Genomic DNA, 26,523 nt, shown 5'->3' with positions numbered 1-26,523 from the left:
CGGTCTTTGGCCGCAGGGTGCCTGCAGTGTAGTCAGGTCGGGAGTGGCGTGCCGGAGCGTTGCTGCGGGCAGCGCTCCGGTGGTAGCGGCTTACTGCTTCTCTGGAGGCAGTTCCGGCAGGGCGCGCAGCGCGGCTTCGTACCATTGGGTATCGAAGGCGCGGTCTTCCTCGAGGATCGCATCGATCTCGACAGCCAGGACGTGGGCCATCAGGTTGAGGATTTCTTCCCGCTCGTAACCCACCAGAGTCAGCTTATTGAAGGTGGCCTTGGCTGCTGGCGGATTGTCGCTTTCGATCTGGTTCTCGATCGCTTCGATCAGGGTGTTTTCGGCGAACTCTTCTTCGTCGTTGTCGATATCGGTTGGCTCGCTCATGGCAGGCTCCTCAAGGAAAGGTCGCCAGTTTACTCGTATTCAGAGGCTGGATGCTGCTGGTCAGAAGTGGATTAACCTTCTATAAAAAGTCCTGCCGACCCCCTGCACGGCCTGGAGGCTATGGGATGTTCAAGCTTTATGGGTTCGCCATCAGCAACTACTACAACATGGTCAAACTGGCCCTGCTGGAAAAGGGCCTGCCCTTCGAGGAGGTGTTGTTCTACGCCGGCCAGAGCCCCGAGGCGCTGGCCATCAGTCCTCGGGGCAAGGTTCCGGTGCTGGAAGTGGAGCAGGGCTTTATCAGTGAAACCAGCGTGATTCTCGATTACCTGGAGCAGGTCCATCCCGAGCCGGCGTTGCTACCGGGAGATGCCTTCGAGAGGGCACAGGTGCTGGCACTGGCCAAGGAGATCGAACTCTATATCGAGCTGCCGGCCCGAGCCTGTTTCCCCGAAGTGTTCTTCGGTGCAACGCTGCCCGAGGCCATCAAGGAAAAGGCTGGAGTTGAATTGCTGCAGGGGTTTGCCGCATTGCGCCGGCATGCTCGGTTCGCGCCTTATGTGGCGGGTACCAGCCTGAGCGTGGCGGACCTGTATTTCCAGTACAGCGTGAACCTGGCCCTGGTCGTTGGGGACAAGCTGTTCGGGATCGATTTTCTGGCCGATATGCCAGAGGCCAGGGCCCTGTTGGAGCGCCTGGAGCAGACGCCCAACGCCAGGCGGATTGCCGCTGACAAGGCTGCGCTCATTACCGCCAGGCGATCGGGGCGCTAGCGTCGGGTAGCCCGCTTGTAGGGACCGGCAGAAGGGTTGCCGGCCCCTAAGGGCAGGGGCTTAGCGGCTGGCCAGCAACGCCTGGCCGCGAGCCACGGCAGCCCGGACCTGGGCTGGAGCGGTGCCGCCGATGTGATTACGGGCATTCACCGAACCTTCCAGGGTCAGCACGGCAAACACGTCCTGCTCGATCTGGTCGCTGAATTTGCGCAGTTCTTCCAGGCTCATTTCTGCCAGGTCCTTGCCGGTCTCCACACCGTACTTCACGGCGTGGCCGACGATTTCGTGGCAGTCACGGAACGGCAGGCCACGGCGCACCAGGTAGTCCGCCAGGTCGGTAGCGGTGGAGAAGCCACGCAGGGCCGCTTCACGCATGATGGCGTGCTTGGGCTTGATGGCCGGGATCATGTCGGCGAAGGCCCGCAGTGAGTCGCGCAGAGTGTCGGCGGCGTCGAACAGCGGTTCCTTGTCTTCCTGATTGTCCTTGTTGTACGCCAGGGGCTGGCCCTTCATCAGGGTCAGCAGGCCCATCAGTGCGCCAAACACTCGGCCGCTCTTGCCCCGCACCAGCTCTGGTACGTCGGGGTTTTTCTTTTGCGGCATGATCGAGCTGCCGGTGCAGAAGCGGTCCGGCAGATCGATGAACTGGAACTGCGCGCTGGTCCACAGCACCAGCTCTTCGGAGAAGCGCGACAGGTGCATCACTGCCACGCTGGCGGCGGCGCAGAATTCGATGGCGAAGTCACGGTCGGAGACGCTGTCCAGGGAGTTGCCACCCACGGCTTCGAAGCCCAGCAGCTGGCAGGTCAGCTCGCGGTCGATGGGGTAGGTGGTGCCGGCCAGCGCAGCGCTGCCCAGAGGCATGCGGTTGGTGCGCTTGCGGCAGTCCACCAGGCGCTCGTAGTCGCGGCTGAGCATTTCGAACCAGGCCAGCATGTGGTGCCCGAAGGTCACGGGCTGGGCGGTCTGCAGGTGAGTGAAGCCCGGCATGATGCTTTCGGCTTCGCGCTCGGCCAGCTCCAGCAGGCCTTTTTGCAGGCGGGTGATCTCGGCCAGGATCAGGTCGATTTCGTCCCGCAGCCACAGGCGGATGTCGGTGGCCACCTGATCATTGCGGCTGCGTCCGGTGTGCAGCTTCTTGCCGGTGATGCCGATGCGGTCGGTCAGGCGCGCTTCGATGTTCATGTGCACGTCTTCAAGGTCCACGCGCCAGTCGAAGCTGCCGGCCTCGATCTCGCCCTGGATGGTCTTCAGGCCGTCGATGATGCTGTCACGCTCGGCGTCAGTGAGCACGCCAACCTTGGCCAGCATGGTGGCATGAGCGATGGAGCCCATGATGTCGTGGCGATACAGGCGCTGGTCGAAAGTGACAGAGGCGGTGAAGCGGGCGACGAAGGCGTCGACGGGTTCACTGAAGCGGCCGCCCCAGGACTGATTGGTCTTGTCAGTGCTCATGAATTCGCTCGTGATCTGCTGAAGGAAGATGGCGTAAAAAACAGGCGCCGATAATAACAGGGTTGCCTGGGCTGTCGCTGGCACTGGTCGGCAGCTTTTTTCTCCGGGCCTGTCTGCGTGGCTTGTCGCCGGTCCCGAGGGCGCAGAGACTGAGGTCGGCACAATCCGGAGTGGATCAGGACAGGGGGGCTTGAGTGCGCAAGGTGATATCGATCAAACGATATTTATCGATTGAGCAATATCGTCTTGGCAACCGTCTACAGTTGGACAGGAGGACCGGCACAATTGCGTAACACCCCTCGCGTGTTCGCAGTGAGTCTGTCCATCGAGTTCACTCCGCGCAGGTCCATGCAACCCGCCCACGAAACGAGGCAGGTGCGGCCAGGGTGGACACCGACCACAGTAACGAGGGGGGCTTTGTGTTGAATACCAGCATTCCCTGCAACGCCGTCGCGCATCCACCGACCTTGGGCGGTATCGGGCAGGTCCGGGTAAATATTGGTGCCCGACTTGCGGCACTTTTTGGCCTTCGCACTAGTCTTATCGTGGATCGCCGTGACGGACGTCACTCCACCTGTCTACGCTATCCTTGTGCGAGACTCACGCAGGAATCCAGCGCAATATGAATGTCCTGATCGTTGATGACGAACCCCTAGCCCGCGAGCGCCTGAGCCGGATGGTCAGTGAGCTTGAGGGATACAGTGTCCTGGAGCCCAGCGCCACCAATGGCGAAGAGGCACTGAGCCTGATCGACAGCCTGAAGCCGGATATCGTCTTGCTCGATGTCCGCATGCCGGGTCTGGACGGTCTGCAGGTCGCCGGAAAATTGTGCGAACGCGAGACGCCTCCGGCGCTGGTGTTTTGCGCGGCCTCGGACGAATTCGCCTTAGAGGCCTTCGATGCCAGTGGGGTCGGGCACCTGGTCAAGCCCGTGCGCCCAGAACTGCTGCTGGAGGCGCTGAAAAAGGCCGAGAAGCCCAATCGTGTGCAGTTGGCGGCCCTGACCCGGCCGGCGGCGGAAAGCGGCAATGGCCCGCGTAGTCACATCAGCGCCCGCACCCGTAAGGGTATCGAGCTGATTCCTCTGGCTCAGGTGGTGTATTTCATTGCTGACCACAAGTATGTGACCTTGCGCCACGAAAGCGGCGAGGTGCTTCTGGATGAGCCATTGAAGGCATTGGAAGACGAATTTGGTGAGCGCTTTGTGCGTATTCATCGCAATGCGCTGGTGGCGCGAGAGCGGATCGAACGACTGCAGCGTACGCCCCTGGGACATTTCCAACTGTACCTCAAGGGGCTCAATGGTGATGCCCTGATCGTTAGCCGACGTCATGTGGCGGGTGTACGCAAGATGATGCAGCAGCTCTAGAACGCGACTCAAGGCCCACAAAAAGGCAAGCCTGGCGTCGGGAGGGCGCTGCGTTTCTGATACAAGTCAAAGCTGCTTTGGCTGAGCTGTTATTATCTGCCGTATCTATTCAGTACGGATTGATCCATGTCCTCTCGCGAAATCCGCATCGCTACCCGCAAAAGTGCACTGGCCTTGTGGCAGGCCGAATACGTCAAAGCCCGTCTGCAAGAGGCCCATCCGGGCCTCGTCGTGACCCTGGTGCCCATGGTCAGTCGCGGTGACAAACTGCTGGACTCGCCCCTGTCGAAAATCGGCGGCAAGGGCCTGTTCGTCAAAGAGCTGGAAACCGCACTGCTGGAAAACCAGGCCGACATCGCTGTGCATTCGATGAAAGATGTGCCCATGGACTTTCCCGAAGGCCTGGGGTTGTTCTGCATCTGCGAGCGTGAAGATCCACGTGACGCCTTTGTTTCCAATACCTACGCCAGCCTTGAGCAATTGCCGGAAGGCAGCGTGGTGGGTACCTCCAGCCTGCGCCGCCAGGCCCAACTGCTGACCCGTCGCCCTGACCTGCAGATTCGTTTTCTGCGGGGCAACGTCAATACTCGGCTGGCCAAGTTGGATGCCGGTGAGTACGACGCCATTATCCTGGCCGCCGCCGGCCTGATCCGTCTGGGCTTCGAAGACCGCATCAGTTCGTCCATCAGTGTCGATGAGAGTCTGCCCGCCGGTGGCCAAGGCGCAGTCGGCATCGAGTGCCGTAGTGCCGATACTGAAATTCACGCGTTGCTGGCGCCTCTGCATCATGCCGACACAGCCAGCCGGGTGACTGCCGAGCGAGCGCTGAACAAGCATTTGAACGGTGGCTGCCAGGTTCCGATTGCCTGCTACGCGGTGCTCGAAGGCGATCAGATCTGGCTGCGAGGCCTGGTCGGCGAGCCTAGCGGTGGCCTGTTGTTGAGCGCGCAAGCGCGTGGCCCGCGAGCGTCGGCCACTGAGCTGGGGGTGAAGGTGGCAGACGACCTGCTGGCCCAGGGCGCCGATGACATCCTGCGCGCGGTCTACGGCGAGGTGGGCGAAGAGTGATCGGGTGGCGCCTGCTGCTGACCCGGCCGAGCGAGGATAGTGCTGCATTGGCAGCGACCCTGGCCGAGGTCGGTGTCTTCAGCAGCAGCCTGCCGCTACTGGAGATTCAAGCCTTGCCTGTCAGCGATTCGCAGCGGGCGATCCTGCTGGAACTGGATCGTTACTGTGCGCTGATCGTGGTCAGCAAGCCTGCCGCGCACCTTGGCCTTGGCTTGCTGCGAGCCTATTGGCCTCAGCCTCCCGCTCAAAGCTGGTTCAGTGTCGGTGCCGGTACCGGGCAGATCCTTGCGGATGCCGGTTTGCAAGTTTTCTACCCTCAAACAGGTGATGACAGCGAAGCCTTGCTTGAGCTTCCCCAATTGCGCGAGGCTATCCGGCGACCTGAGCCACGGGTGCTGATCGTCCGCGGAGAGGGCGGTCGCGAGCTGCTCTCTGAGCGCTTGCGTGACCTAGGTGCTAGTGTCGATTATCTGGAACTCTACCGCCGGTGCCTGCCGCATTACGCCAAGGATGCGCTGCTTGAGCGGATTGAGGGGGAACGCTTGAACGGCCTGGTGGTCAGCAGTGGACAGGGTTTCAGCCACTTGCAGCAGTTGGCCGGCCCAGCCTGGTCGCAGTTGGCGAAGATGCCGTTGTTTGTTCCAAGTCCCCGGGTCGCCGAAATGGCACGTGCCGCCGGGGCGGAAAAAGTTGTGGATTGTCGCGGCGCCAGTGCCGCGGCTTTGCTAACGGCGTTACGGGAGCAACCCGTGCCCGTTCTCTAAACGCAAAGGATGGATACGTGAGCGAAACAGCCTTGCCTAAAGATGAAGTGCGGCCGGTGCCTGAAGCACCTGCCGAGCCCACGACCCCAACCGTTGAGCGTCGTGGCAACGGGTTGGCGATACTGGCCCTGCTGCTGGGGGCGGCGGGTGTCGCCGCTGGCGGTTGGGGGATCTGGCAGGTGCGCAGCCTGCAAGCCAACAACCAGCAGCAACTGAGCCAGCTGCAGGCCCTGGGGGATCAGGCGCAGAGTTTCAAACTCAGTGAACAGCGCCTGAGTGCACGCCTGGAACAACTGCCGGCAGCCGATGAGCTGGAGGACCGGCGGCGGCTGGTGGCCCAGTTGCAAGGTGATCAGCAGCGCTTGAGTCAGCGCTTGGAAACCGTGCTCGGCGCCAGCCGCAAGGACTGGCGCCTGGCCGAGGCCGAGCATCTGCTGCGTCTGGCCAGTCTGCGTCTGTCTGCACTGCAAGACATCAGCAGTGCTCAGGCACTGGTCCAGGGCGCAGACGATATCCTGCGGGAGCAGAACGACCCGGGCTCTTTCGCTGCACGCGAGCAGTTGGCCAAGAGCCTGGCGGCCTTGCGCAGTACCGAGCAACCAGATCGCACCGGCCTGTTCCTGCAACTGGGAGCCCTGCGTGATCAGGTCCTTGAGCTCAGCGCCGTGGCTCCGGAGTACAAGGACCGCGGCGAGTCACTGCTGGGGCTGACCGCCGACGGTGACGGCGCGAGCCGCTGGGCGCAGTGGTGGGATCAGATCTCCCGCTATTTCCGCATCGATTTCAATGCCGACAAGAACATCCGTCCGTTGCTGGCCGGCCAGGGGCTGACTCAGGTGCGCCTGGCCCTGAGCCTGACGTTGGAGCAGGCACAGTGGGCCGCCTTGAATGGTCAGGCGGCGGTCTATACCCAGGCACTGACCGAGGCACGTGATGTACTGACCAGCAACTTCAATCAGGACAATCCGCAAAGCAAGATCATGCTTGAGCGCTTGTCCGAACTGAGCAAGCAGCCCGTGACCGTTGTCACCCCGGATCTGGCCAAGACCCTGAGCACGGTCCAGGCCTATCTCGAGCGGCGCAATCTGAACGCTGAAGATTCAGTCAAGCCTCTGGCCAAACCTGCGGCGAGCACCGCCCAGGAGACGAGCCCATGAAGCGCGTCTATGTGATCGTTCTACTGCTCATCGCAGCCATCGGCCTGTTGGGGTTGGCCATTGCCGAGCATCCCGGGTACGTGCTGATCGCCTACAGCAACTTCCGCTACGAATCGAGCCTGTGGGCAACCCTGGCCCTGGTGGCGCTGATCTGGTTGGTGATCTGGGGTATCAAGCTGCTGATCGAATTGGTGATGGTCTCTGGTGGTGTGGTCAATCCCTGGTCGCGGCGCAATCGGAGTCGCCGGGTACAAATCGCCATCGAGCAGGGCCAGATGGACCTTGCCGAAGGTCGTTGGGCCAGCGCGCAAAAACACCTGCACCGTGCTGCAGAGGCCGAACGTCAACCACTGTTGTATTACCTCGGTGCGGCCCGCGCCGCCAACGAGCAAGGCCACTATGAGGAGTGCGACCAGTTGCTGGAGCGGGCACTGACTCGCCAGCCCCAGGCCGAGCTGGCGGTCGCCTTGAGTCATGCCCAGTTGCAGACCGACCGCGGTGATACCGAAGGTGCCCTGAGCACCCTGCAAGCGATGCATGAGCGCCATCCCCATAGCGTTCAGGTCCTGCGCCAGTTGCAGCGCCTGCATCAACAGCGTGGTGACTGGTCGGCGCTGATCCGTTTGCTGCCCGAGTTGCGCAAGGACAAGGCCCTGCCGGCCGGCGAGCTGCAGGAGCTGGAGCGTCGCGCCTGGGGTGAGAACCTGACCTTGGCGGCACGGCGCGAAGAGGATCAGGTGGCAGGCCTGCAGTCTCTCAATCGAGCCTGGCAGCAACTGACTTCGGCCCAACGCCAGGAGCCACAGCTGGTGCTGGCCTACGCCGAACAACTGCGTCAGTTGGGGGCAGGAGCCGAGGCTGAAGAGGCCCTGCGCACAGCCCTCAAGCGCAAATATGAAAGCCACCTGGTACGGCTCTACGGATTGGTGCGCGGCAGCGATCCATCGCGCCAGTTGCAGACTGCCGAGCATTGGTTGAAGGAGCATGCGGACGACCCGAGTTTGCTACTGACCCTGGGCCGTCTGTGTCTGCAGAACAGTCTGTGGGGCAAGGCCCGGGACTACCTGGAAAGCAGCCTGCGACTGCAGCGCAATCCTGAAGCCTGTGCCGAGCTGGCTCGTTTGCTGGCTCAGTTGGGCGATACCGAGCGCAGCAACCAGCTGTTCCAGGAAGGCCTGGGAATGCTCGACGAGCGCCTGCTGGCGTCACCGTTGCCGGTTCCGGTACGGATCTGAAGCGTCTTCAGGGCCGGTTGCCGGTTGCAGGCAACCGGCCTGTTTTTATTTGGGGTTGATGGCTCATTCACGGTTGATTGTCGATCCGCTGCGGCATAGCGCTTCTTGAAAGGAGCGAGCGCTTTCTCTACCTTGGCTGCCTGTTTCTCTCCGTTACGGATATCTCATGTCGCTGGCCGGCTCTCGCTTGCTGTTCTCCCTGGTGTTCCTGGTGGGGGCTTTTGCCTCGTGGGCGGCGTTCAACCTGCAATCCGGTGGTGGCCTGGAATCCTGCACCTTGTGGGGCGTGCAACGCTTGCTGCTGATGATGTTCGCTGGCGTCAATCTACTGGCTGTGGTGCAGGGGCCGGGGCGCATGGGACGAGCTGTCTACTGGGCGCTCAACCTGATACTGGGCCTGTTCGGAGTGATCACTGCCGGGCGTCATGTGTTGTTGCAGAACATTCCTTCCGAGCAACTCCTGGCCTGCCTGCCGGACATGCCGTTCATGCTGCGCAACCTGTCCTGGTGGCAGGCACTGCAATTGACCTTCGTGGGGACATCGGACTGCGCGGAGGTCACCTGGACCCTGCTCGACATGAGTCTGCCCGAGTGGAGCCTGCTGTTTTTCGTGATCATGCTGATCTTCAGCGGCTACCGTCTGCTGCGCCTGTCTCGAGCCAGTCGCAAGGCTGCAGCGTTGCCCTGAGTCATGGTTTGGTGGGAGGGCGCGGATTAAACGCTTGTATGAACTTTATCTCCTGCGTACCTTGATGCTGTTGTCGAGCGGGCATAATCTGGCCCGCACGCGTCACTGGAATTATGTTGCTCGATGCTGTTGCGCCTGACCGGATCCAGAGTCTCCAGAAGGGGGGCGGCGGGCAAGCGGCATGACCCATAAGGGAAGAGAGATCACCATGCTCGAAAGTTGTCAGAATGCTCAGGAACGCTGGGGTGGAGTGCATCTGCTGATCGACCGTTGGTTGCAGGAGCGTCACGAACTGGTTCGAGCCTATGATGCGTTGGGTGCCGAGCCCGAAGCCCTGAGCGAGAGCAAGAAATCGCTGCAGGAATTCTGCGGGATTCTGGTGGACTACGTTTCCGCCGGTCATTTTGAAATCTACGAGCAGCTCACCAGCGAGGCCAAGGCCTTTGGCGACAAGCGCGGGCTTGAGCTGGCCGATACCCTCTATCCGCGTATCGATGTGATCACTGAAAAGCTCCTGGCGTTCAACGACCTGTGTGATGCGGGTCAGTGTGTGGCGCAGAAGTTCAAGGAGCTGGGCGGCCTGTTGCACGAACGCTTCGAACTGGAAGATTGCCTGATCGAAGTGCTGCATAACGCCCACAAGCAGGACGCGGTGGCTCAGGCCTGAAAACAGGGCGGAGCAATACAGGAACGGCACGCCTTGGCGTGCCGTTTTTCGTTCCTGAGCCTTAGTCAGCAACGCCCAGCAGTTCGATCTCGAATACCAGGGGGGTGTAAGGCGCGATCAGGTCGCCTGCGCCTTCGGTGCCGTAGGCCTGATTCGAAGGAATCACCAGTCGCCATTTGGCGCCGGTGGGCATCTGCGACAAGGCGCTGCGCCAGCCTTCGATCACACTGTCCAGGCGAAACCACTGCGGTTGCTGGGTCTGGTCGAACACGGTGCCATCGGGCAGGCGTCCGGTGTAGCGCACCTGGACTGAACCGTTGGGGCGGGCCTTGTTGCCACTGCCAGGTGCCAGCTCGGTCAGGAGAATGCCATCGGCCAGTTGGCGCACGCCGGGCTTGGCCTTTTCCTGGTCGAGAAAACGTCGTTCGTTTTCCAGGGCCGCTTCAGTTTTCGACTGGCTCGACTGCTCGCTGATCCGTGCATCGTGCTGAGCCAGGATCTGTTCGATGCGTTCGGTTTTTAGGGTCAGTGGCTTGCCTTGATAAGCGGCTTTCAAACCCTCGACCAATGCCTGGATCTGCAGATCGGGCACTTCGTCACGCAGTCGTTCACCGAGGCTTGCGCCCAGGCTGTAGGCAAGGTCGTGAGCGTCATTGGGCGGCGCTTCGGCAGCAGCCTGAGCCAGTGGCAAGAACAGGCTCAGGGATAAAAACAGGTAACGCGACATGGGCACTCTCCGGCCTGAGTAGCGGTGGATTATGCCAGCGACAAAGCACGGGTTGGTGAGCAACTTCGATGACGGCGAAGAACATTTTCAATCCGCTGCAACGCCGGGCTTTCGATACTGTCAACATGCCCTAGCGGCGGTAGCAGCAGAGGTCTAGTATGAGCCGCAACTCACGTCAGCCAGGAGGTAAACCATGTCGGCCAATAAGAAGCCTGTAAATACTCCGTTGCATTTGCTCCAACAGCTGTCGGGCAGCCTGCTCGAACATTTGGAAAACGCTTGTTCCCAAGCCTTGGCTGATGCTGAAAAACTGCTCGCCAAGCTGGAAAAACAACGGGGTAAGGCGCAGGAAAAACTGCACAAATCGCGCACCAAATTGCAGGACGCTGCGGCGGCCGGCAAGGCCAAGGCACAAGCCAAGGCCAAGACCGCGGTGAAAGAACTCGAAGACTTGCTGGACGCATTGAAAGAGCGCCAGGCACAAACCCGCAGCTACATTCTGCAACTCAAGCGCGATGCCCAGGAAAGCCTGAAACTGGCTCAAGGCGTTGGTCGTGTGAAGGAAGCAGTGGCCAAGGCATTGAGCACTCGTGATGCCAAGCCGGTAGCTGTCGCAGCGAAGAAACCAGCGGCCAAGCCTGCAGCTAAAGCACCTGCCAAATCTGCCGCCAAACCAGTGGCGAAAAAAGCGTCTGCCAGCGCAGCTAAACCCGCGGCGAGCAAACCCGCAGCGGCTAAACCTGCCGCCAAGCCTGCGCCTGCCAAACCTGTTGCCGCCAAGACCGCTGCCGCCAAGCCAGCAGCCAAAGCCGCCGCAGCCAAGCCTGCCGCCGCCAAGCCAGTGGCCAAACCTGCCGCCAAATCTGTAGCAGCCAAACCTGCCGCTAAACCAGCAGCCAAGCCTGCGGCCAAACCCGCAGCGGCTAAAACAGCTGCCGCTAAACCTGTCGCAGCCAAATCCGCAGCCAAACCTGCCGCCGCAAAAGCGCCGGCCAAACCTGCTGCCAAACCCGCCAGCAAACCTGCAGTAGCTGCCAAGCCAGCAGCATCGTCGGCTGCTAAACCAGCAGCCAAGCCGGCCGCCAAACCGGCTGCGAAAAAGCCGGTGGCCAAGCCTGCAGCAGCCAAACCTGCTGTGGCCAAACCCGCCACTCCGGCAGCCAAGCCAGCGGCTCCAGCACCGGCTGCGGCCAAGCCAGCTGCACCCGCGCCAGCAGCCTCGCCAGCAGCGGCTGCGAGCACAGCTCCTGCCGCTCCCGCTCCGGTAACTGCCGGTACTCCTTCCAGCGCTTCTTAAGCGCCGGTCGCCGCGACGCGCAGCACCTGCAGCGCGTCGCGGTTGCGTTCGGCGGCTCCGGCCGCCAATCCTTCAAGCCAGTCTTCCAGGCTCTTCGCTTGAACCTCCGGCCATTCCCGTACCCGCTCCTGCAAACGCAACAGCAATTGCCGTTCGGCTTCCAGTTCCAGGGTCTTGACCTGTTCGCGCAAGGCGCTCAACTCAAGGTCTTCGCGGGCCGCATCGCGCCAGCCAATGCGCAAGTCGCGCAAGGGTTGAACCACGTCCCGGTGCCAGGGCGCCGCGAGCTCATTCAACTGCTCCAGGCGCTGGCTATCGCAGCGGACGCCACGCTGGCCAAGCCAGGCTCCACAGAGCAGCAGGCAGACATTGGCCCCTTCGTCCTGGAGTTGCAGGCAGGCTTCCTGCACGCCGGAAAGGGCATAAGTGGTCAGGGAAAAATTCCACAGGTCAGAGGACATAGTGCTACTCGCGCCAGTTGCGAGCGAAGCTGGTAGACTCCGCCGCCATTATGATTCGACTTCAGAACCTGACTTTACAGCGTGGCCCGCAACGTCTGCTAGAAGACGCCGAGCTGACCCTGCACGCCGGCCAGAAAGCCGGCCTGATCGGTGCCAACGGCGCCGGCAAATCCAGCCTGTTCGCCTTGCTGCGCGGCGAGTTGCATCCGGATTCGGGTGACTGCTTCCTGCCCGCCGATTGGCGCATTGCCCACATGCGTCAGGAGGTCGACACCCTCGAGCGCCTGGCCGTGGACTATGTGCTCGACGGCGACCTGCGTCTGCGCCAGGTGCAGCGTGAACTGGCCGCCGCCGAAGCGGCCCATGACGGTGGCGCGCAAGCGCGCCTGCATGCCGAGCTGGATAGCGCCGACGGCTACACCGCTGACGCGAGGGCGCGCAAGCTGCTGGCCGGACTGGGCTTCACCAACGAACAGATGGACCGCCAGGTCGGCGATTTCTCCGGGGGCTGGCGGATGCGCCTGAACCTGGCCCAGGCGCTGATGTGCCCGTCGGACCTCTTGCTGCTCGACGAACCCACCAACCACTTGGACCTCGATGCCATCATCTGGCTCGAAGACTGGCTCAAGGGTTATCCCGGCACCTTGCTGTTGATCTCCCACGATCGGGATTTCCTCGATGCCGTGGTCGATCACGTGGCTCACGTCGACCAGCGCAAGATCACCCTCTATCGCGGTGGCTACAGCGCCTTCGAGCGGGCCCGTGCCGAGCGACTGGCCCAGCAACAGCAGGCCTACGAGAAGCAGCAGGCGCAACGGGCGCACATGGAAAGCTACATTGCCCGCTTCAAGGCCCAGGCCACCAAGGCTCGCCAGGCCCAGAGCCGGATCAAGGCCCTGGAACGGATGGAAGAGCTGTCGGCGGCCCATGTGGACTCGCCGTTCGACTTCACCTTCCGCGAGTCGACGAAGATCTCCAGCCCGCTGATCGACCTCTCTGATGCCCGTCTGGGGTATGGCGAGCGCGCGGTGCTGGAGAAGGTCAAGCTGCAACTGACGCCGGGCGCACGGATCGGCCTTCTGGGCCCCAACGGCGCCGGCAAGTCGACCCTGATCAAGAACCTCTCCGGTGAGCTGCAGCCGTTGTCCGGCCGCCTGACCCGGGGCGAGAACACCGTTGTCGGCTACTTCGCCCAGCATCAGCTTGACTCCCTGGATTCCAAGGCCAGCCCCTTGCTGCACCTGCAGCGGCTGGCGCCCACCGAGCGCGAGCAGACCCTGCGCGACTTCCTCGGCGGTTTCGACTTCCGCGGCGCGCGGATCGACGAGCCGGTGCTGAATTTCTCCGGCGGTGAAAAGGCTCGCCTGGCCCTGGCCCTGATCGCCTGGGAGCGGCCGAACCTGTTGCTGCTCGACGAACCCACCAACCACCTGGACCTGGAGATGCGCCTGGCCCTGACCATGGCCCTGCAAGAGTTCAGCGGCGCGGTATTGGTGGTCTCCCACGATCGCCATCTGCTCAAGAGCACCACGGACAACTTCTTCCTGGTGGCCGACGGCAAGGTCGAGGAGTTCGACGGCGACCTGGATGACTACACCCGTTGGCTGGTGGACTACCGCCAGCGCAATGCCCCGGTCAGCAACACGCCGGTCAACCCGGACAAGACCGACAAGAAAGCCCAGCGCCAGGCCGCGGCGGCTTTGCGTCAGCAGTTGGCACCGCACAAGCGCGAGGCCGACAAGTTGGAAGCCGAACTGGGCAAGGTCCATGAGCGCCTGGCCAAGATCGAGACCAGCCTGGGTGACAGCGGTCTTTACGAAGCGGCGCGCAAGGACGAGCTGCGGGACCTGTTGGCTGAGCAAGCCAAGCTCAAGACCCGCGAGTCCGAACTGGAAGAGGCCTGGATGGAAGCCCTGGAGTTGCTGGAAAGCATGCAGGCAGAACTCGAGACACTGTCCTGATGGAAGCGTTGCAACTGCCATTGCCGGCGCAGTGGGTCGCTCCGTTGTGGGTGGGCGTGCAGATCCTGCTGATTCTCCTGGCGGGCTATCTGGCCCAGCGTTTTGTCGCCCGTGGCCTGACCCGCCTGGGCGAGCGTTACCCGTTCCCGCCGCAGTTGCTGATGCCCCTGCGGGGCGGTCTGCGCTGGCTGATCATGGGCAGCGCGGTGATCTTCGTCCTGGAGCGCCTGGGGGTTTCCGCCACGGTGTTGTGGACAGCCCTGTCCGGCTTTGTCGCCGTGGCGGCGGTGGCCTTCTTCGCCATGTGGAGTGTGCTCTCCAACCTGCTGTGCGCGATCCTGATCTTCACCGTTGGCCCCTTCCGCCTGGGTGACGTGGTGGAGTTGGTGGACACCGTCGACAAGCCTGGCGTCAAGGGCCGGGTCGTGGCGATCAACCTGCTGTACACCACCCTGATCGAGTCCGAAGAGGCCGGCACCGGCAGCGCCATGGTCCAGGTGCCCAACAGCCTGTTCTTCCAGCGCTCGGTGCGTCGCTGGCGCGGCAGCGATGTGCTGCCGGTAGGAGCTGGCGAAAAGTAATCCCTTCCTCTGTAGCCGCTGCCGCAGGCCGCGAACGGCTGTGCAGCTATTGCCCCGTCCTGCGGACCTATCGCAGCCTGCAGCAGCGGCTACAGGACCGTGCATCACCTTTGGGCGAAAAAAATATAGTCAGCCGCGGGTCGGAGGATTAGCTTAGGCAGTCACGACCAATCCGATCCGAGGTGTGCGATGGTGCTTGAAACATGGTTGGCGTTCTTTGCCGCCAGTTGGGTAATCAGTCTTTCTCCGGGCGCCGGCGCCATTGCGTCGATGTCCTGTGGCTTGCAATACGGTTTCTGGCGCGGCTACTGGAACGCCCTGGGCCTGCAACTGGGCCTGGCCCTGCAGATTGCCATTGTCGCCGCCGGTGTTGGCGCCATCCTTGCTGCTTCTGCCACCGCCTTCTATGCAATCAAGTGGTTTGGTGTGGCCTACCTGGTGTACCTGGCGGTCAAGCAATGGCGCGCGCTACCCAGTGATCTCAGCGATGACGCGGCCATCCGTCCCCTTGGCAAGCCTCTGGCCCTGGTGTTTCGCGGCTTCCTGGTGAACATCAGCAACCCCAAGGCCCTGGTGTTCATGCTGGCGGTACTGCCGCAGTTCATCGACCCCCATGCGCCCCTGGTCAAGCAGTACCTGATTCTCGGCGCCACCATGATCGTGGTCGACCTGATCGTGATGGCCGGCTACACCGGGCTGGCGTCCAGGGTCCTGCGTCTGTTGCGTACCCCGGTTCAGCAGCGGCGCATGAACCGTACCTTCGCCGGTTTGTTCCTCGGCGCGGCGGGCTTCCTGGCGACCATTCGCAAAGCCGCGGCCTAGGTTTTCCAGAGACAAAAAAAGGCGACCCCACGGGTCGCCTTTTTCGTTTGCGTACGGCTTAGCGCAGGATTACCGGCGCTGTGTCCGGCGGCAGGTTGTTGCGCATCGGCGCTTGCCCCGGTTGCTCGTAGCCACCGCGACCCAGCTGCTCGGCCATCTGCCGGGTAACGTCTTCGCCCAGGGCCTTGGAGACTTCGCGTACCACCCGTGGCCGGTTCAGCGAGACACGGATGTCGCGGCTGTTCACCAGCTTGGTGTCCTGGCCTTCGCCCATGGCGGTGAACGCCGAGGTGATCTCGAAGGTGCGGGTGTTGATCAGGCTGAAGTCCGCCACCAGGGTCAGGCCCAGCACCGCCGAGTAGCTGTTGGTATTGGCCAGCTCGTTGATGTCCTGGGTGAAGTCGATGTCCGACACCGTGCCGAACAGCACGTAGTCGGCACCCTTGAAGTTGCCCGCCTTGATGCGCTTGATGATGTCGTAGACGTTGGTCTTGGACGCGTCGGTGTGGGGCGAACCCTGCACCAGCTGGAACATCCCGGACTTGAGAATCCCGCCCTTGATATCACCGGTGAACTTGCGCAGTTCGCCTTCTTCGATGTAGCTGGTGCTGGCTTCCAGTTCGTTGTAGCTGGCCGAACCGCTGGAGCTGTAGTAGCCCTCGCGGTAGTTCTGCTGGGCCGAAACCACGTGAATGTATTCCTGCACACGTTCCTGGTAGGCCAGGTCCATGACTGCGACTTTCGGGGCCGCCTGGGCGCTGAACGCACAGGCCAGGGCCAGGATGCCAATCCATGCACGCATTGCTTAGCGCTCCGTGGTCTTGCGGATCTCTTTCTCGTCCATCCACTCGGCCAGACCGCTCTCGACGTCGATCAGTTGCAGGCTGAATTTGTAGAAGACGTCCTTGTAGTCGCTGCTGCGCTTGACGATGGAGCTGATGGAGCCCTCAAGACGGTACTTGGCGGCGACCATGTTGCCGGTCTTGGCCACGGTGGACTTCTTGTACAGGCCGCTCTGGTTCTGCAGCTTGAGCTGGTCGACCTGGCTCTGCATGGCGGTGTTGTCGCTGGCGAAGCGGGCGGTGCCGGATTTCATCAGCTGGGTCTTGATCGAGGTGGTGATCTCGCGAGTATCGATGTACTCGCTGGTCTTGTTCTTCACGTCGTAGACCTGCACCACCGGGCGGCCCTGGAGGATGCCGGACTGGGCCAGGGAGCGGGTCATGGATTCGGCGATCATCTGCAGGTCGGTGGAACCGAACTCGTTGGTCACCAGTTCCACGGCCTTGCTGTCGCCGTAGCTGATGTTCTTGCCGCCCAGGACCGGGGAGTTGTTGGCGCAGCCGCTGGCCAGCAGGGCGACCACGGCGAGGAAGGAAAAGCGTGCAAACATGGAAGTGCTCTCTTGATCGGGTTCAGGAACGGCTTATTGGGTTTTGACTTCCAGGCGGAAGTCAGTGGCCTTGGGTACCGGCGCGATGGCCGGCAGGAAGGTGGCCTGGGCCGCGTACAGGTTGAAGACTTTCCAGCTTTCTTCATCGGCAACCGGGAAACCGTCGTCACCCAGCCAGACAAAGCGGTAGTACATGGTCATGTTGGTGTGGCTGGTGTTGTTCAGTGCCACCTTGACCGTCAGGAAGCCGTTTTCACGGGCGACCCGCATCGCGCCGATGGCGATGTTGTTGAACTTGTTCATCACCACTACCTTGCTCGCGGCGCTGCCGGGAGCAGGAGGTGGCGGGGTGGCGCAACCGGCCAGAAGGGCCAGTGCGGCAACAGCGAGGAGTTTCAGGCGCATGGGGGGCTCCGCTTAAGGACGTTGGTTGCTGGCCATGTTCTGGCCGGCGTTGTTCGGGATGACATGAGCGGCCAGGCCGCTGCTGAACACCTGGTTGCCCACCACGCGCAGGGCGATCACCTGATAGCGCTGATCAACCTTGACCTGCACTTGAGTGCCGCCCTGGGCGTTAGGCAGGCTGAGGCTGTGCTCGCCCTGCTTGAGACGCAGGCGGGCGACCTGGGTGTTGTCCGGCAGGGTGCGCCAGGTGCGGGTATCGGCCCCTTCGGTCACCGCCGAAGCCAGGCCCACGGCCAGGCCGGCCAGGGGGTTGACCTCGTTGAGGTTCTTTTGCGCCACGCCACGGGTCACTGCACGCACAGTGGTGCGCAGGATGATCCCCGGCATGTCGTCACGCAGGGCGCGGCGGGACATGGCGGTGGTGCTGTTGAGCAGGGTCAGGTTCTGCTGCTGACCATCGATGCCGATCTGGGTGAAGGTCTGGGTCGAGGTATCGGCCTTGATCACCGGGAACGACAGTGGAGTGATGACCAGGTTGCCGTTGATTGGCAGCGGCAAGGGAATGCGCACCGAGTCCCGGGCCGGGGCCAGGCCGCTTTGCACCACGATCAGCACGTCGCTCTCATCGGCCGCCAGGGCCGCTACCACCGGAGCCTTGACCGGAGCCTTGGCGGGCGTCTTGCGTTTGGACTTGGTCGAGGATTTGCCCGGGGCTTCGACTTTCACCGGTTCCACGGGGGCGTCCAGGTTCAGCAGGGCCTGTTCCAGCAAGGGCGTGTTGGGACGCAGTTCCGCAGCCTTGCGGTAGCCGGGAGCCGCCAGGTCCTTCTCGCCCAGGGCTTCATAGACGAAGCCGGCCAGGTAGTGGCTGAACGCACTCTGGTAGCTGTTCTTCAGGTTGACCACATCGGGAGCGTCGAGGGCTTCCACGGGATAGCCCTTGAGGTCCTTGTACTCGGTTTTAACCCCTTGCTTCTCGGCTTCGTCCTCGCGCTTGAGGTATTCCTTGTCCCGCAGTTCGGCGATCACCGCTTCGCGTTCGTGGGTCTTCTTGATCGCCATGCGGGCGCCGTCGAAGTCGTTGCTGGCCAGCAGGTTCATGGCCATCTGGGTCGTCAGCATGACCTTTTCGTAGTCATAGCCTTCGTAGCGACGGACTTTGTCGTTGACCAGGAAACTGCCGAACTGGGCCAGGTACTTGTCGGTGTCGAGCTTGACCGAGTCTTCCCAGTTGCCCACGACCTGATCGGCATGGCCCCAGGCGGCCTGGCTGCCATTGAGGTCGCCCTTGGCCCGCAGCAACTCGCCCTTTTCGAAGTAATAGAGCAGGTCCTTGTCTTCACCCTTGTTGTTTTTTTCCAGCAGGGTCAGGGCGGCATCTAGATTGCCGGCACGCAGTTGCTGGTTGGTTTCCTGAAGCTCGTTGTCGTAGCTGCGGAAGGCCGAACAGCCTGCGAGCAGGGTGACTGCGCCGAGCGCAATCGAGGTGAGGACGCGGGATGCCATGGGTACTTCTTCTTCCCTGAATGAGACAGCCTGGCGTGCGGGTCGGGCTGGACGAACCCATTGGCAGGAACTGCGGCTACGCTGCCAATTCCTCATAAAAAGAGGAGCTTAAATGCCGTCTCGCTATAACGAGGGCGCGGCATTATAAACGTGGATTCTGGCGCTGTAATGGCTTTTTAACTTCAATTTGATTGGTGTTTGCCACTATGTGAGCGGCTGCTCATTGGTGGTCGAACCAGGCTGCCAGCGGGCTCTTTTCCAGGGTCGCGGGGCGATGACGAACAGCTCATCGCCCACGCGCCTCAGGCTGATGACCTGGTAGCGCTGGTCCAGCTTGAAGCGCAGTTCGCCGGTCTTGCCCAGGGGCAGTCGGTGTTGGCCTTTTCTCAGGCGCAGGCGGGTCACCTGGGTGGTGTCGGGCAGGCGCTGGTCGGCGCAAGTGTTGCAACAGGCGGATAAGCCTTGAGTGAAACTCATTGGGAGTGAACAATATGTTACTTCGTATTTCCATTTGAGATTCGTTCATGACTGGCCCTTCCCGTTTACTGGCATTGCTGGTGCTGCCGCTGCTCGCGCTCTGCAGCTTCAACCTGCTGGCCGATACCGTCGATGGCGCGCCCAAGGCCCTGCATCTGCTGGATTACATTGGCGCCGACTACCCGCCCACGGTTGAAGCCGGCAAGGTCATCGACGAGTCCGAATACCGCGAGCAGGTGGAGTTTCTCGGGGTCCTGCAGGGGCTGATCGCCGACCTGCCGGCCAAGCCGGAGAAAGCCGAGCTGGAGCAGGGCATCGTCAACTTGCGCAAGGCGGTGGACGACCGCGTCGAGGGCAGCCAAGTGGCACGCCTGGCGCGGCAGATGGGGGCCAAGCTGGCGGTGGCCTATGAGGTCAGCCAGGCGCCGGTCATCACCCCGGACCCTGCTCGCGGTGCGCCGCTGTATGCCCAGCATTGCTCGGTCTGCCATGGGGAGAAAGGCGCAGGCGATGGTCCGGCAGGTGTGGGCATGACCCCACCGCCGGCCAATCTGCGGGATGCCGAGCGCCTTGATCGCCTGAGCCTGTACGCGGTCTACAACACCCTGGGGCTGGGTGTCGAAGGCACCGACATGCCGGCTTTCGCCGATCAGTTGGATGACCGGCAGCGCTGGGACCTGGCCACCTACATCGCCGGGTTCAGCGCCGATCCTGCGGCGGCCAAGGGCGAGCAGAGCTTCAATCTGGCCGACCTGGCCCGGCAGACGCCTGCTGAAGTGCTGGCTGCTCAGGGGCCGCAGGCAGCGGCCACTTTCCGTGCCCAGCGGGCCCAGCCGCCTCAGGTCAAGCGTGGCCCGGCGCAGTTGCTGGACTACACCGCTTCGACCCTGGACAAGAGTCTCGCGGCTTATCGCAACGGCGAGCATGAGCAAGCCTACGATCTTTCGGTAGCGGCTTACCTGGAAGGTTTCGAACTGGTGGAAAGCTCCCTGGACAACGTCGATGCCACGGTGCGCAAGGACACGGAGAAGGCCCTGATGGCCTACCGGCAGTCGTTGCAGGACGGATTGCCGGTGGCCCAGGCCGAACAGCGCCTGGACGCCGCCAAGGCCAAGCTCAAGGCGTCCGCCGAGTTGTTGGGTGGCGACAGCCTGAGCTGGTCCCTGAGTTTTATCTCCGGTTTGCTGATCCTCCTGCGCGAAGGCCTGGAAGCCATTCTGGTGCTGGCGGCGATCCTTGCGTTCCTGCGTAATACCGGCCAGCAATCGGCGGTGCGCAGTGTCAACGTCGGCTGGGGCCTGGCGCTGTTGGCCGGCCTGGCCACCTGGGCCCTGGCGGCTTATGTGATCGACGTCAGCGGTTCCCAGCGGGAGCTGCTGGAGGGGGCCACGGCGTTGTTCGCCAGTGTCATGGTGCTGTGGCTCGGGGTATGGATGCACGATCGTCGGCATGCGGCGGCCTGGCAGGATTACATCAAGAGCAGCCTGGTGGGCGGCGGCGGGCGTTTCGGTTTTGCCGTGCTGGCGTTCTTCTCGGTGTACCGCGAGCTGTTCGAGGTGATCCTGTTCTACGAGACCCTGTGGCTGCAGGCAGGCCCAGCCGGGCATAACGCGGTCATGGCGGGTGGTGCCACCGCTCTGGTGTTGCTGGTGGGCCTGGCGTGGGTGATCCTGCGGGGCTCGGCCAAGCTGCCTTTGGCGCTGTTCTTCGGCATCAACGCGGCGTTGCTGTGTGCCTTGTCGGTGGTATTTGCCGGGCACGGGGTCAAGGCGTTGCAGGAAGCGGGCATCTTCGGCACCCGGCCAGTAGCCTTCTTCGATTTCGACTGGCTGGGCATTCATGCCGATGCCTACTCGCTGGGGGCTCAGGCTGTGGCGATCCTGGCGATCGTGGTGCTGTACAGTCGCAGCCGCATGAGTGAGAAGCAGCGACTGCGCGCGTCTTGAGTCGACAGCGTCGCTGATCGCGGGCGAGCCCGCTCCTGCGGGGGCTGGCTTGCCCGTTTTGCATTTTGTGAGGAGAACATCAATGCGTGTCTGGATCGATGCCGACGCTTGCCCCAAGGCGGCCAAGGATCAGGTGGTGCGCTTTGCCTTGAAGCGCCAGTTCGAGGTGGTGCTGGTGGCCGGGCAAGCGCAGATCAAGCCGGCTTTCGCCTGCGTCAAACTGATTGTGGTGCCCAGCGGTCCGGATGCTGCCGACGATTATCTGGTGGAGCATGCCGTGCCCGGTGAGCTGGTGATCTGCAGTGATGTGCCCTTGGCCGACCGCTTGGTGAAAAAGGGTGTGTCGGCCCTGGACCCGCGTGGCAAGGAATTCGATGCACAGAACATGGGGGAGCGCCTGGCGGTGCGTAATCTGTTCACCGATCTGCGGGAGCAGGGGCAGGTCAGTGGCGGACAGGCGCCTTATGGCGAGCGGGAGAAGCAGGCCTTCGCCAATGCCCTGGACCGGATTCTGACCCGGCTGGCGCGTCAGGCCTGAGGGAGGAACCAGCGGCTCCTCCTGAAGCGGGGTGTCAGGGAGTCACTGCTCGCCTTCGTGGGTCAGTTCCAGCACCCGGTCGACCAGTTTGTTGATCCCGGAGGCGGCTTCGCTGATGGATTGCGCCAGCATATAGGCCGGGGTGCTCACCAGTTTGCGTGCTTTGTCTTCGACGATGTCGCCTACTGCGCATTCGGTGTGGCTGGCGCCCATCTTGCCCAGGGCCGCTGCGGTATCGGCATCGTTGCCGATGGTGCAGGTCACGCCAGGACCATAGATCTTCGCCGCCAGGGCCGGAGCGATGCACATCAGGCCCACCGGTTTGCCCGCTTCGGCAAAGGCTTCGGCCAGAGCCAGGACGTCCGCCTGGACTGTGCAGGCCGCGCCTTCGGTGGCGAAGCTGGAGAGGTTCTTGGCTGCCCCGAAACCGCCGGGCATGATCAGCGCGTCGAAGTCTTCGACATTGGCCTCGCGCAGGTCCTTGACCTGGCCACGAGCAATGCGCGCCGATTCCACCAGCACGTTGCGGGTCTCGTGCATGGCTTCGCCGGTCAGGTGGTTGAGCACATGCATCTGCGGGATGTTCGGGGCAAAGCACTGCACCTGGGCGCCGCGTTGGTCGAGGCGCAGCAGGGTCATCACGCTTTCGTGGATCTCGGCACCGTCGAACACGCCGCAACCGGAAAGGATCACTGCAACTTTTTTGCTCATGGTTTTTCTCCAGGTTCAGGGTGCTGACAGCATGCCAATGACCGGCGCGTTACTCCACTGATGTCGTCGAAGCCTTGGCCTGTTCGGCGGCTTGTTCGGCGTCATAGATCTGCTTGGCCAGACGGGCGTTCTTGAAGCGTCGGCGCAGCCACAGGCCGAAACCCAGCACCAGCAACGCGCCCAGCACCCACAGCTCGTACTTCTTGATGCTGCCGAGCATGCCTTCCATGACCGCGCCGAAATGGTAGGCGGCCTGGGCCAGGGCCACGGCCCAGACGGCCGCGCCGATGCCGTTGAGCAGCAGGTAGCGGCCCGGCGGATAGCCTGACAGACCAATGGCCACTGGCATCACGGTGCGCAGGCCATAGACGAAGCGGAAGCTCAGCACCCAGATATCTGGATGCTTGCGGATATGTTCCAGCGCCCGATCGCCCATCATTTGCCAGCGCGGTTTGCGCGCCAGCAACTTGCGGCCATGCTTGCGCCCCAGGAAGTACCACAGCTGGTCACCGGCGTAGCTGCCGAAGAAGGCAACCACCATCACCAGGTTGATATCCATGTATCCGCGGAACGCTAGAAACCCGGCTAGAACCAGAATGGTTTCGCCTTCGAAAAACGTACCGAGAAAGAGGGCGAAATAGCCGAAATCCTGAAGAAATTGTTGGAGCATTGTCTGGATGCTGGCGAAATGAACGCGCAGCCTACCCCTTCGACGACGTTGGGGAAAGTATCGAAATGTGTCTCGACGTGAACAATTGGGCCAATGACAATGAGTGTTGCTGCCGGTCAACAGCTTGAGCACAACTGTCATCTGTTCGTCATAATGCCCGCTTATAACTGTCACGCTCGCCCGCCAGCGCGGGCCCTGGAGTCCGCCGTGAGCTTTACCCCTGCCAGCCGCCTGTTCCCTGCCACTCGTCTGCGGCGTAACCGCCGTGATGATTTCTCGCGCCGTCTGGTTCGCGAAAACCGGCTGAGCGTGGACGACCTGATCCTGCCGGTGTTTGTGCTCGACGGTGAGAATCGCCGTGAGGCGGTGGCTTCGATGCCGGGCGTGGAGCGCTTGACCATCGACCTGTTGCTGGAAGAGGCGGCGCATTGGGTCGAGCTGGGGATTCCGGCCCTGGCGCTGTTCCCGGTGACGCCGGCCGGGCTCAAGTCCCTGGATGCGGCCGAGGCCTGGAACCCTGAAGGGATTGCCCAGCGTGCCACCCGCGCCTTGCGCGAGCGCTTCCCGGCGCTGGGCGTCATCACCGATGTGGCCCTGGACCCGTTCACCACCCATGGCCAGGACGGCATTCTCGACGAGCAGGGTTATGTACAGAACGACATCACTGTCGATGCCCTGGTGCGTCAGGCCCTGTCCCACGCCGAGGCCGGCGCCCAGGTGGTGGCGCCGTCGGACATGATGGACGGGCGGGTCCAGGCGATCCGCGAAGCCCTGGAACTGGCGGGACACGTCAACGTGCGGATCATGGCCTACTCGGCCAAGTACGCCAGCGCCTATTACGGCCCCTTCCGCGATGCGGTGGGTTCGGCGCTGAACCTGGGCAAGGCCGACAAGGCCTCGTACCAGATGGACCCGGCCAATGGTGACGAAGCCCTGCATGAAGTGGCGGCGGACCTGGCGGAAGGGGCGGACATGGTCATGGTCAAGCCGGGCATGCCGTACCTGGATATCCTTTTTCGGGTCAAGGATGAATTCAAGGTGCCGACCTTTGTCTATCAGGTCAGCGGCGAATACGCCATGCACATGGCGGCGATCCAGAATGGCTGGTTGGGTGAAGGGGTTATTCTTGAATCCCTGACCGCTTTTAAACGTGCAGGTGCTGATGGCATCCTGACTTACTTTGCCGTTCGTGCTGCTCAATTGTTACGAGAGCAAAAATAGCCCTCCCAGGAACACGCGATGAATACTGAAGGACTCTCAGAAGTTGCCGTAAAAGACGCTCAGCCGGTGGTCGAGCCAGTGGTTGAAACCTCGCCGGAGCTCGAGCCCGTGCCCGTAGTGGCCGAGGTGCAACCGACGCCGGCCATTGTCATCCCCAACCTGGATGACAGCAGCCTGTACATTCACCGCGAACTCTCGCAACTGCAGTTCAATATCCGCGTGCTGGAACAGGCGCTGGACGAATCCTACCCGCTGCTGGAGCGCCTGAAGTTCCTGCTGATCTTCTCCAGCAACCTGGACGAGTTCTTCGAGATCCGTGTCGCGGGCCTGAAGAAGCAGATCACCTTTGCCCGGGAACAGGCCGGTGCCGACGGCCTGCAACCGCACCAGGCCCTGGCCCGCATCAGCGAGCTGGTGCATGGTCATGTCGATCGCCAGTACGCGATCCTCAACGACATTCTGCTGCCGGAACTGGAGAAGCATCAGATTCGCTTCATCCGTCGCCGTCACTGGACCACCAAGCTCAAGACCTGGGTCCGGCGCTTCTTCCGCGACGAGATCGCGCCGATCATCACCCCCATCGGCCTCGACCCGACGCACCCGTTCCCGCTGCTGGTGAACAAGAGCCTGAACTTCATCGTCGAGCTGGAAGGCATCGATGCCTTCGGTCGCGATTCGGGCCTTGCGATCATCCCGGCGCCGCGTCTGTTGCCGCGCATCATCAAGGTGCCGGAAGAGGTCGGCGGCCCTGGCGACAACTATGTGTTCCTTTCGTCGATGATCCACGCCCACGCCGACGACCTGTTCCAGGGCATGAAGGTCAAAGGCTGCTATCAATTCCGCCTGACCCGTAACGCCGACCTGGCGGTGGACACCGAGGACGTCGAAGACCTGGCCCGCGCCCTGCGCGGCGAGTTGTTCTCCCGTCGCTACGGTGACGCGGTGCGTCTGGAAGTGGCCGACACCTGTCCGAAACATCTGTCGGACTACCTGCTCAAGCAGTTCAACCTGCACGAGACCGAGCTCTATCAGGTCAACGGTCCGGTGAACCTGACGCGACTGTTCAGCATCACCGGTCTGGACAGTCATCCGGAGCTGCAATACACCCCGTTCACCCCGCAGATCCCCAAGCTGCTGCAGAACAGCGAGAACATCTTCAGCGTCATCAGCAAGCAGGACATCCTGCTGCTGCACCCGTTCGAGTCCTTCACCCCGGTGGTGGACCTGCTGCGCCAGGCCGCCAAGGACCCGCATGTGCTGGCGGTGCGCCAGACCCTGTACCGCAGCGGCGCCAACTCGGAGATCGTCGACGCCCTGGTGGACGCGGCGCGCAACGGCAAGGAAGTCACCGCGGTGATCGAACTGCGTGCGCGGTTTGACGAAGAGTCCAACCTGCAGATGGCCAGCCGCCTGCAAGCGGCCGGCGCGGTGGTGATCTACGGCGTGGTGGGCTTCAAGACCCACGCCAAGATGATGCTGATCCTGCGTCGCGAGGCCGGTGAGATCGTGCGCTATGCGCATTTGGGCACCGGTAACTACCACGCGGCCAACGCCCGCCTGTACACCGACTACAGCCTGCTGACCTCCGACGATGCCTTGTGCGAAGACGTCGGCAAACTGTTCAGTCAGCTGATCGGCATGGGCAAGACCCTGCGTATGAAGAAACTGCTGCATGCGCCGTTCACCCTGAAAAAGGGCATGCTCGACATGATCGCCCGGGAGACCCAGTTCGCCCTGGACGGCAAGCCGGCGCACATCATCGCCAAGTTCAACTCGCTGACCGATCCGAAAATCATCCGCGCGCTGTACAAGGCCAGCCAGTCCGGTGTGCGCATCGATCTGGTGGTGCGCGGCATGTGCTGCCTGCGTCCGGGGATTGCCGGGGTGTCGCACAACATCCATGTGCGCTCCATCATCGGTCGCTTCCTGGAACACACTCGGGTGTTCTACTTCCTCAACGGCGGCGAGGAGCAGATGTTCCTTTCCAGTGCCGACTGGATGGAGCGCAACCTCGACAAGCGGGTCGAGACTTGCTTCCCGGTGGAAGGCAAGAAGCTGATCCTGCGGGTCAAGAAAGAGCTGGAGAGTTATCTCACCGACAACACCCACAGCTGGAGCCTGCAGTCCGACGGCCGTTACATCCGCAACACGCCGACCGGCAACCAGAACCCGCGCAGCGCCCAGGCGACTTTGCTGGAGCGTCTTGGCAGCCCGGTGTTGCCAGTGCGCTAAGCGCCACAGGCGCCGTAGACAAAA

General features: G+C 62.3%; 27 protein-coding genes. 16 read left to right on the top strand and 11 right to left on the bottom strand.

What is annotated here, in order from left to right; all coding sequences use genetic code 11:
• Window positions 1-90 precede the first annotated feature (90 nt).
• Complete coding sequence (locus tag DWF74_RS14680; RefSeq protein WP_102862226.1) at window positions 91-375, bottom strand: hypothetical protein; 285 nt, start codon at window positions 373-375, stop codon at window positions 91-93.
• A gap of 125 nt (window positions 376-500) precedes the next feature.
• Here DWF74_RS14680 and DWF74_RS14675 point away from each other — a divergent pair, with 125 nt between their 5' ends.
• On the top strand, window positions 501-1,148 hold the full coding sequence (locus DWF74_RS14675) for a glutathione S-transferase (RefSeq protein WP_102862225.1): 648 nt from the start codon (window positions 501-503) through the stop codon (window positions 1,146-1,148).
• A gap of 60 nt (window positions 1,149-1,208) precedes the next feature.
• Here the strand turns inward: DWF74_RS14675 and argH are convergent, their stop codons facing one another.
• A complete protein-coding gene (gene argH / locus DWF74_RS14670; protein ID WP_115581193.1) occupies window positions 1,209-2,603 on the bottom strand; it encodes an argininosuccinate lyase in 1,395 nt (464 codons plus the stop codon).
• Between the two features lie 622 nt (window positions 2,604-3,225).
• Here argH and DWF74_RS14665 point away from each other — a divergent pair.
• From DWF74_RS14665 to rsd, 7 genes are all read left to right on the top strand, one after another.
• The gene (locus DWF74_RS14665; protein ID WP_115581192.1) at window positions 3,226-3,972 is read left to right on the top strand and encodes a LytR/AlgR family response regulator transcription factor; all 747 of its coding nucleotides are present in this window, start codon (window positions 3,226-3,228) and stop codon (window positions 3,970-3,972) included.
• 126 nt (window positions 3,973-4,098) lie between these two features.
• Entirely contained in the window at window positions 4,099-5,040 is a 942-nt protein-coding gene (gene hemC / locus DWF74_RS14660) for a hydroxymethylbilane synthase (RefSeq protein WP_115581191.1), read from the top strand.
• Window positions 5,037-5,804 (top strand): uroporphyrinogen-III synthase, encoded by a 768-nt coding sequence (locus tag DWF74_RS14655; protein WP_102862221.1) that lies wholly within the window; start codon window positions 5,037-5,039, stop codon window positions 5,802-5,804. Before hemC ends, DWF74_RS14655 begins: the two co-directional genes overlap by 4 nt.
• Window positions 5,805-5,821: 17 nt before the next feature.
• Entirely contained in the window at window positions 5,822-6,961 is a 1,140-nt protein-coding gene (locus tag DWF74_RS14650; RefSeq protein WP_115581190.1) for a uroporphyrinogen-III C-methyltransferase, read from the top strand.
• The gene (locus DWF74_RS14645) at window positions 6,958-8,196 is read left to right on the top strand and encodes a heme biosynthesis protein HemY (protein WP_115581189.1); all 1,239 of its coding nucleotides are present in this window, start codon (window positions 6,958-6,960) and stop codon (window positions 8,194-8,196) included. The genes DWF74_RS14650 and DWF74_RS14645 overlap by 4 nt, the downstream gene beginning before the upstream one ends.
• A gap of 166 nt (window positions 8,197-8,362) precedes the next feature.
• Window positions 8,363-8,884, top strand: a complete 522-nt coding sequence (locus tag DWF74_RS14640) for a disulfide bond formation protein B (RefSeq protein ID WP_102862218.1) — start codon at window positions 8,363-8,365, stop codon at window positions 8,882-8,884.
• 208 nt (window positions 8,885-9,092) lie between these two features.
• Window positions 9,093-9,551 carry a sigma D regulator gene (rsd, locus tag DWF74_RS14635; RefSeq protein ID WP_102862217.1) on the top strand — a complete coding sequence of 153 codons (459 nt, stop codon included), beginning with the start codon at window positions 9,093-9,095 and terminating at the stop codon, window positions 9,549-9,551.
• A 61-nt stretch (window positions 9,552-9,612) separates the two neighbouring features.
• Here rsd and DWF74_RS14630 read toward each other — a convergent pair whose 3' ends face one another.
• Window positions 9,613-10,278, bottom strand: coding sequence for an FKBP-type peptidyl-prolyl cis-trans isomerase (locus DWF74_RS14630; RefSeq protein WP_115581188.1), 666 nt, complete (start codon window positions 10,276-10,278; stop codon window positions 9,613-9,615).
• A 193-nt stretch (window positions 10,279-10,471) separates the two neighbouring features.
• Between DWF74_RS14630 and DWF74_RS14625 the strand changes: the two genes are divergently transcribed.
• Window positions 10,472-11,575: an AlgP family protein gene (locus DWF74_RS14625; RefSeq protein WP_102862215.1), complete on the top strand. Its 1,104-nt coding sequence runs from the start codon at window positions 10,472-10,474 to the stop codon at window positions 11,573-11,575.
• On the opposite strand, the gene DWF74_RS14620 is transcribed toward DWF74_RS14625, so the two are convergent.
• Window positions 11,572-12,036, bottom strand: coding sequence for a TIGR02444 family protein (locus DWF74_RS14620; RefSeq protein WP_102862214.1), 465 nt, complete (start codon window positions 12,034-12,036; stop codon window positions 11,572-11,574). The genes DWF74_RS14625 and DWF74_RS14620 overlap by 4 nt on opposite strands.
• Window positions 12,037-12,086: 50 nt before the next feature.
• Between DWF74_RS14620 and DWF74_RS14615 the strand changes: the two genes are divergently transcribed.
• The 3 genes from DWF74_RS14615 to DWF74_RS14605 all read left to right on the top strand — a co-directional run bounded on the left by DWF74_RS14615 (window position 12,087) and on the right by DWF74_RS14605 (window position 15,400).
• Complete coding sequence (locus tag DWF74_RS14615) at window positions 12,087-13,997, top strand: ATP-binding cassette domain-containing protein (protein WP_115581187.1); 1,911 nt, start codon at window positions 12,087-12,089, stop codon at window positions 13,995-13,997.
• Complete coding sequence (locus DWF74_RS14610) at window positions 13,997-14,578, top strand: mechanosensitive ion channel family protein (protein WP_102862212.1); 582 nt, start codon at window positions 13,997-13,999, stop codon at window positions 14,576-14,578. Before DWF74_RS14615 ends, DWF74_RS14610 begins: the two co-directional genes overlap by 1 nt.
• A 189-nt stretch (window positions 14,579-14,767) precedes the next feature.
• The gene (locus DWF74_RS14605) at window positions 14,768-15,400 is read left to right on the top strand and encodes a LysE family transporter (protein WP_102862211.1); all 633 of its coding nucleotides are present in this window, start codon (window positions 14,768-14,770) and stop codon (window positions 15,398-15,400) included.
• Window positions 15,401-15,458: 58 nt separating this feature from the next.
• Here the strand turns inward: DWF74_RS14605 and DWF74_RS14600 are convergent, their stop codons facing one another.
• From DWF74_RS14600 to DWF74_RS14580, 5 genes are all read right to left on the bottom strand, one after another.
• Complete coding sequence (locus DWF74_RS14600; RefSeq protein ID WP_102881252.1) at window positions 15,459-16,202, bottom strand: penicillin-binding protein activator LpoB; 744 nt, start codon at window positions 16,200-16,202, stop codon at window positions 15,459-15,461.
• A gap of 3 nt (window positions 16,203-16,205) precedes the next feature.
• Window positions 16,206-16,793, bottom strand: a complete 588-nt coding sequence (gene lpoB, locus DWF74_RS14595) for a penicillin-binding protein activator LpoB (RefSeq protein ID WP_060841666.1) — start codon at window positions 16,791-16,793, stop codon at window positions 16,206-16,208.
• A 33-nt stretch (window positions 16,794-16,826) separates the two neighbouring features.
• Window positions 16,827-17,198, bottom strand: a complete 372-nt coding sequence (locus DWF74_RS14590; protein WP_060841665.1) for a YcfL family protein — start codon at window positions 17,196-17,198, stop codon at window positions 16,827-16,829.
• A gap of 12 nt (window positions 17,199-17,210) precedes the next feature.
• Window positions 17,211-18,704, bottom strand: coding sequence for a COG3014 family protein (locus tag DWF74_RS14585; RefSeq protein WP_102862209.1), 1,494 nt, complete (start codon window positions 18,702-18,704; stop codon window positions 17,211-17,213).
• A 204-nt stretch (window positions 18,705-18,908) separates the two neighbouring features.
• Complete coding sequence (locus DWF74_RS14580; protein WP_115581186.1) at window positions 18,909-19,181, bottom strand: hypothetical protein; 273 nt, start codon at window positions 19,179-19,181, stop codon at window positions 18,909-18,911.
• Between the two features lie 47 nt (window positions 19,182-19,228).
• Here DWF74_RS14580 and DWF74_RS14575 point away from each other — a divergent pair, with 47 nt between their 5' ends.
• Together DWF74_RS14575 and DWF74_RS14570 are read left to right on the top strand one after the other, a co-directional pair.
• Window positions 19,229-21,127: a cytochrome c/FTR1 family iron permease gene (locus tag DWF74_RS14575; protein WP_102862207.1), complete on the top strand. Its 1,899-nt coding sequence runs from the start codon at window positions 19,229-19,231 to the stop codon at window positions 21,125-21,127.
• A gap of 82 nt (window positions 21,128-21,209) precedes the next feature.
• A complete protein-coding gene (locus DWF74_RS14570) occupies window positions 21,210-21,665 on the top strand; it encodes a YaiI/YqxD family protein (protein ID WP_102881247.1) in 456 nt (151 codons plus the stop codon).
• 42 nt (window positions 21,666-21,707) lie between these two features.
• Here the strand turns inward: DWF74_RS14570 and elbB are convergent, their stop codons facing one another.
• On the bottom strand, window positions 21,708-22,376 hold the full coding sequence (gene elbB, locus DWF74_RS14565) for an isoprenoid biosynthesis glyoxalase ElbB (RefSeq protein WP_115581185.1): 669 nt from the start codon (window positions 22,374-22,376) through the stop codon (window positions 21,708-21,710).
• A 49-nt stretch (window positions 22,377-22,425) separates the two neighbouring features.
• On the bottom strand, window positions 22,426-23,046 hold the full coding sequence (locus DWF74_RS14560; RefSeq protein ID WP_115581184.1) for a DedA family protein: 621 nt from the start codon (window positions 23,044-23,046) through the stop codon (window positions 22,426-22,428).
• Between the two features lie 207 nt (window positions 23,047-23,253).
• Here DWF74_RS14560 and hemB point away from each other — a divergent pair, with 207 nt between their 5' ends.
• Together hemB and ppk1 are read left to right on the top strand one after the other, a co-directional pair.
• Window positions 23,254-24,267 (top strand): porphobilinogen synthase, encoded by a 1,014-nt coding sequence (hemB, locus tag DWF74_RS14555; protein ID WP_060841658.1) that lies wholly within the window; start codon window positions 23,254-23,256, stop codon window positions 24,265-24,267.
• 18 nt (window positions 24,268-24,285) lie between these two features.
• Window positions 24,286-26,499, top strand: a complete 2,214-nt coding sequence (gene ppk1, locus DWF74_RS14550) for a polyphosphate kinase 1 (RefSeq protein WP_102862203.1) — start codon at window positions 24,286-24,288, stop codon at window positions 26,497-26,499.
• The last annotated feature ends 24 nt before the right edge of the window (window positions 26,500-26,523 follow it).

This window comes from Pseudomonas protegens (assembly GCF_003363755.1).
Lineage (GTDB): Bacteria > Pseudomonadota > Gammaproteobacteria > Pseudomonadales > Pseudomonadaceae > Aquipseudomonas > Aquipseudomonas danubii.
The sequence above is the reverse complement of the archived record's forward strand: the minus strand, read 5'-3'. Positions and strand labels throughout refer to the sequence as shown.

Excerpts from the sequence above, each read along its gene's own strand:
- DWF74_RS14625 (WP_102862215.1), top strand. The coding sequence starts at position 10,472 with ATGTCGGCCAATAAGAAGCCTGTAAATACTCCGTTGCATTTGCTCCAA.
- DWF74_RS14600 (WP_102881252.1), bottom strand. The coding sequence starts at position 16,202 with ATGCGTGCATGGATTGGCATCCTGGCCCTGGCCTGTGCGTTCAGCGCC.
- DWF74_RS14680 (WP_102862226.1), bottom strand. The coding sequence starts at position 375 with ATGAGCGAGCCAACCGATATCGACAACGACGAAGAAGAGTTCGCCGAA.
- DWF74_RS14560 (WP_115581184.1), bottom strand. The coding sequence starts at position 23,046 with ATGCTCCAACAATTTCTTCAGGATTTCGGCTATTTCGCCCTCTTTCTC.
- DWF74_RS14610 (WP_102862212.1), top strand. The coding sequence starts at position 13,997 with ATGGAAGCGTTGCAACTGCCATTGCCGGCGCAGTGGGTCGCTCCGTTG.
- DWF74_RS14570 (WP_102881247.1), top strand. The coding sequence starts at position 21,210 with ATGCGTGTCTGGATCGATGCCGACGCTTGCCCCAAGGCGGCCAAGGAT.
- DWF74_RS14675 (WP_102862225.1), top strand. The coding sequence starts at position 501 with ATGTTCAAGCTTTATGGGTTCGCCATCAGCAACTACTACAACATGGTC.
- DWF74_RS14665 (WP_115581192.1), top strand. The coding sequence starts at position 3,226 with ATGAATGTCCTGATCGTTGATGACGAACCCCTAGCCCGCGAGCGCCTG.
- argH (WP_115581193.1), bottom strand. The coding sequence starts at position 2,603 with ATGAGCACTGACAAGACCAATCAGTCCTGGGGCGGCCGCTTCAGTGAA.
- DWF74_RS14590 (WP_060841665.1), bottom strand. The coding sequence starts at position 17,198 with ATGCGCCTGAAACTCCTCGCTGTTGCCGCACTGGCCCTTCTGGCCGGT.
- rsd (WP_102862217.1), top strand. The coding sequence starts at position 9,093 with ATGCTCGAAAGTTGTCAGAATGCTCAGGAACGCTGGGGTGGAGTGCAT.
- DWF74_RS14585 (WP_102862209.1), bottom strand. The coding sequence starts at position 18,704 with ATGGCATCCCGCGTCCTCACCTCGATTGCGCTCGGCGCAGTCACCCTG.
- hemC (WP_115581191.1), top strand. The coding sequence starts at position 4,099 with ATGTCCTCTCGCGAAATCCGCATCGCTACCCGCAAAAGTGCACTGGCC.
- DWF74_RS14615 (WP_115581187.1), top strand. The coding sequence starts at position 12,087 with ATGATTCGACTTCAGAACCTGACTTTACAGCGTGGCCCGCAACGTCTG.
- DWF74_RS14645 (WP_115581189.1), top strand. The coding sequence starts at position 6,958 with ATGAAGCGCGTCTATGTGATCGTTCTACTGCTCATCGCAGCCATCGGC.
- DWF74_RS14575 (WP_102862207.1), top strand. The coding sequence starts at position 19,229 with ATGACTGGCCCTTCCCGTTTACTGGCATTGCTGGTGCTGCCGCTGCTC.
- DWF74_RS14630 (WP_115581188.1), bottom strand. The coding sequence starts at position 10,278 with ATGTCGCGTTACCTGTTTTTATCCCTGAGCCTGTTCTTGCCACTGGCT.
- ppk1 (WP_102862203.1), top strand. The coding sequence starts at position 24,286 with ATGAATACTGAAGGACTCTCAGAAGTTGCCGTAAAAGACGCTCAGCCG.
- DWF74_RS14640 (WP_102862218.1), top strand. The coding sequence starts at position 8,363 with ATGTCGCTGGCCGGCTCTCGCTTGCTGTTCTCCCTGGTGTTCCTGGTG.
- lpoB (WP_060841666.1), bottom strand. The coding sequence starts at position 16,793 with ATGTTTGCACGCTTTTCCTTCCTCGCCGTGGTCGCCCTGCTGGCCAGC.
- DWF74_RS14580 (WP_115581186.1), bottom strand. The coding sequence starts at position 19,181 with ATGAGTTTCACTCAAGGCTTATCCGCCTGTTGCAACACTTGCGCCGAC.
- elbB (WP_115581185.1), bottom strand. The coding sequence starts at position 22,376 with ATGAGCAAAAAAGTTGCAGTGATCCTTTCCGGTTGCGGCGTGTTCGAC.
- DWF74_RS14605 (WP_102862211.1), top strand. The coding sequence starts at position 14,768 with ATGGTGCTTGAAACATGGTTGGCGTTCTTTGCCGCCAGTTGGGTAATC.
- DWF74_RS14620 (WP_102862214.1), bottom strand. The coding sequence starts at position 12,036 with ATGTCCTCTGACCTGTGGAATTTTTCCCTGACCACTTATGCCCTTTCC.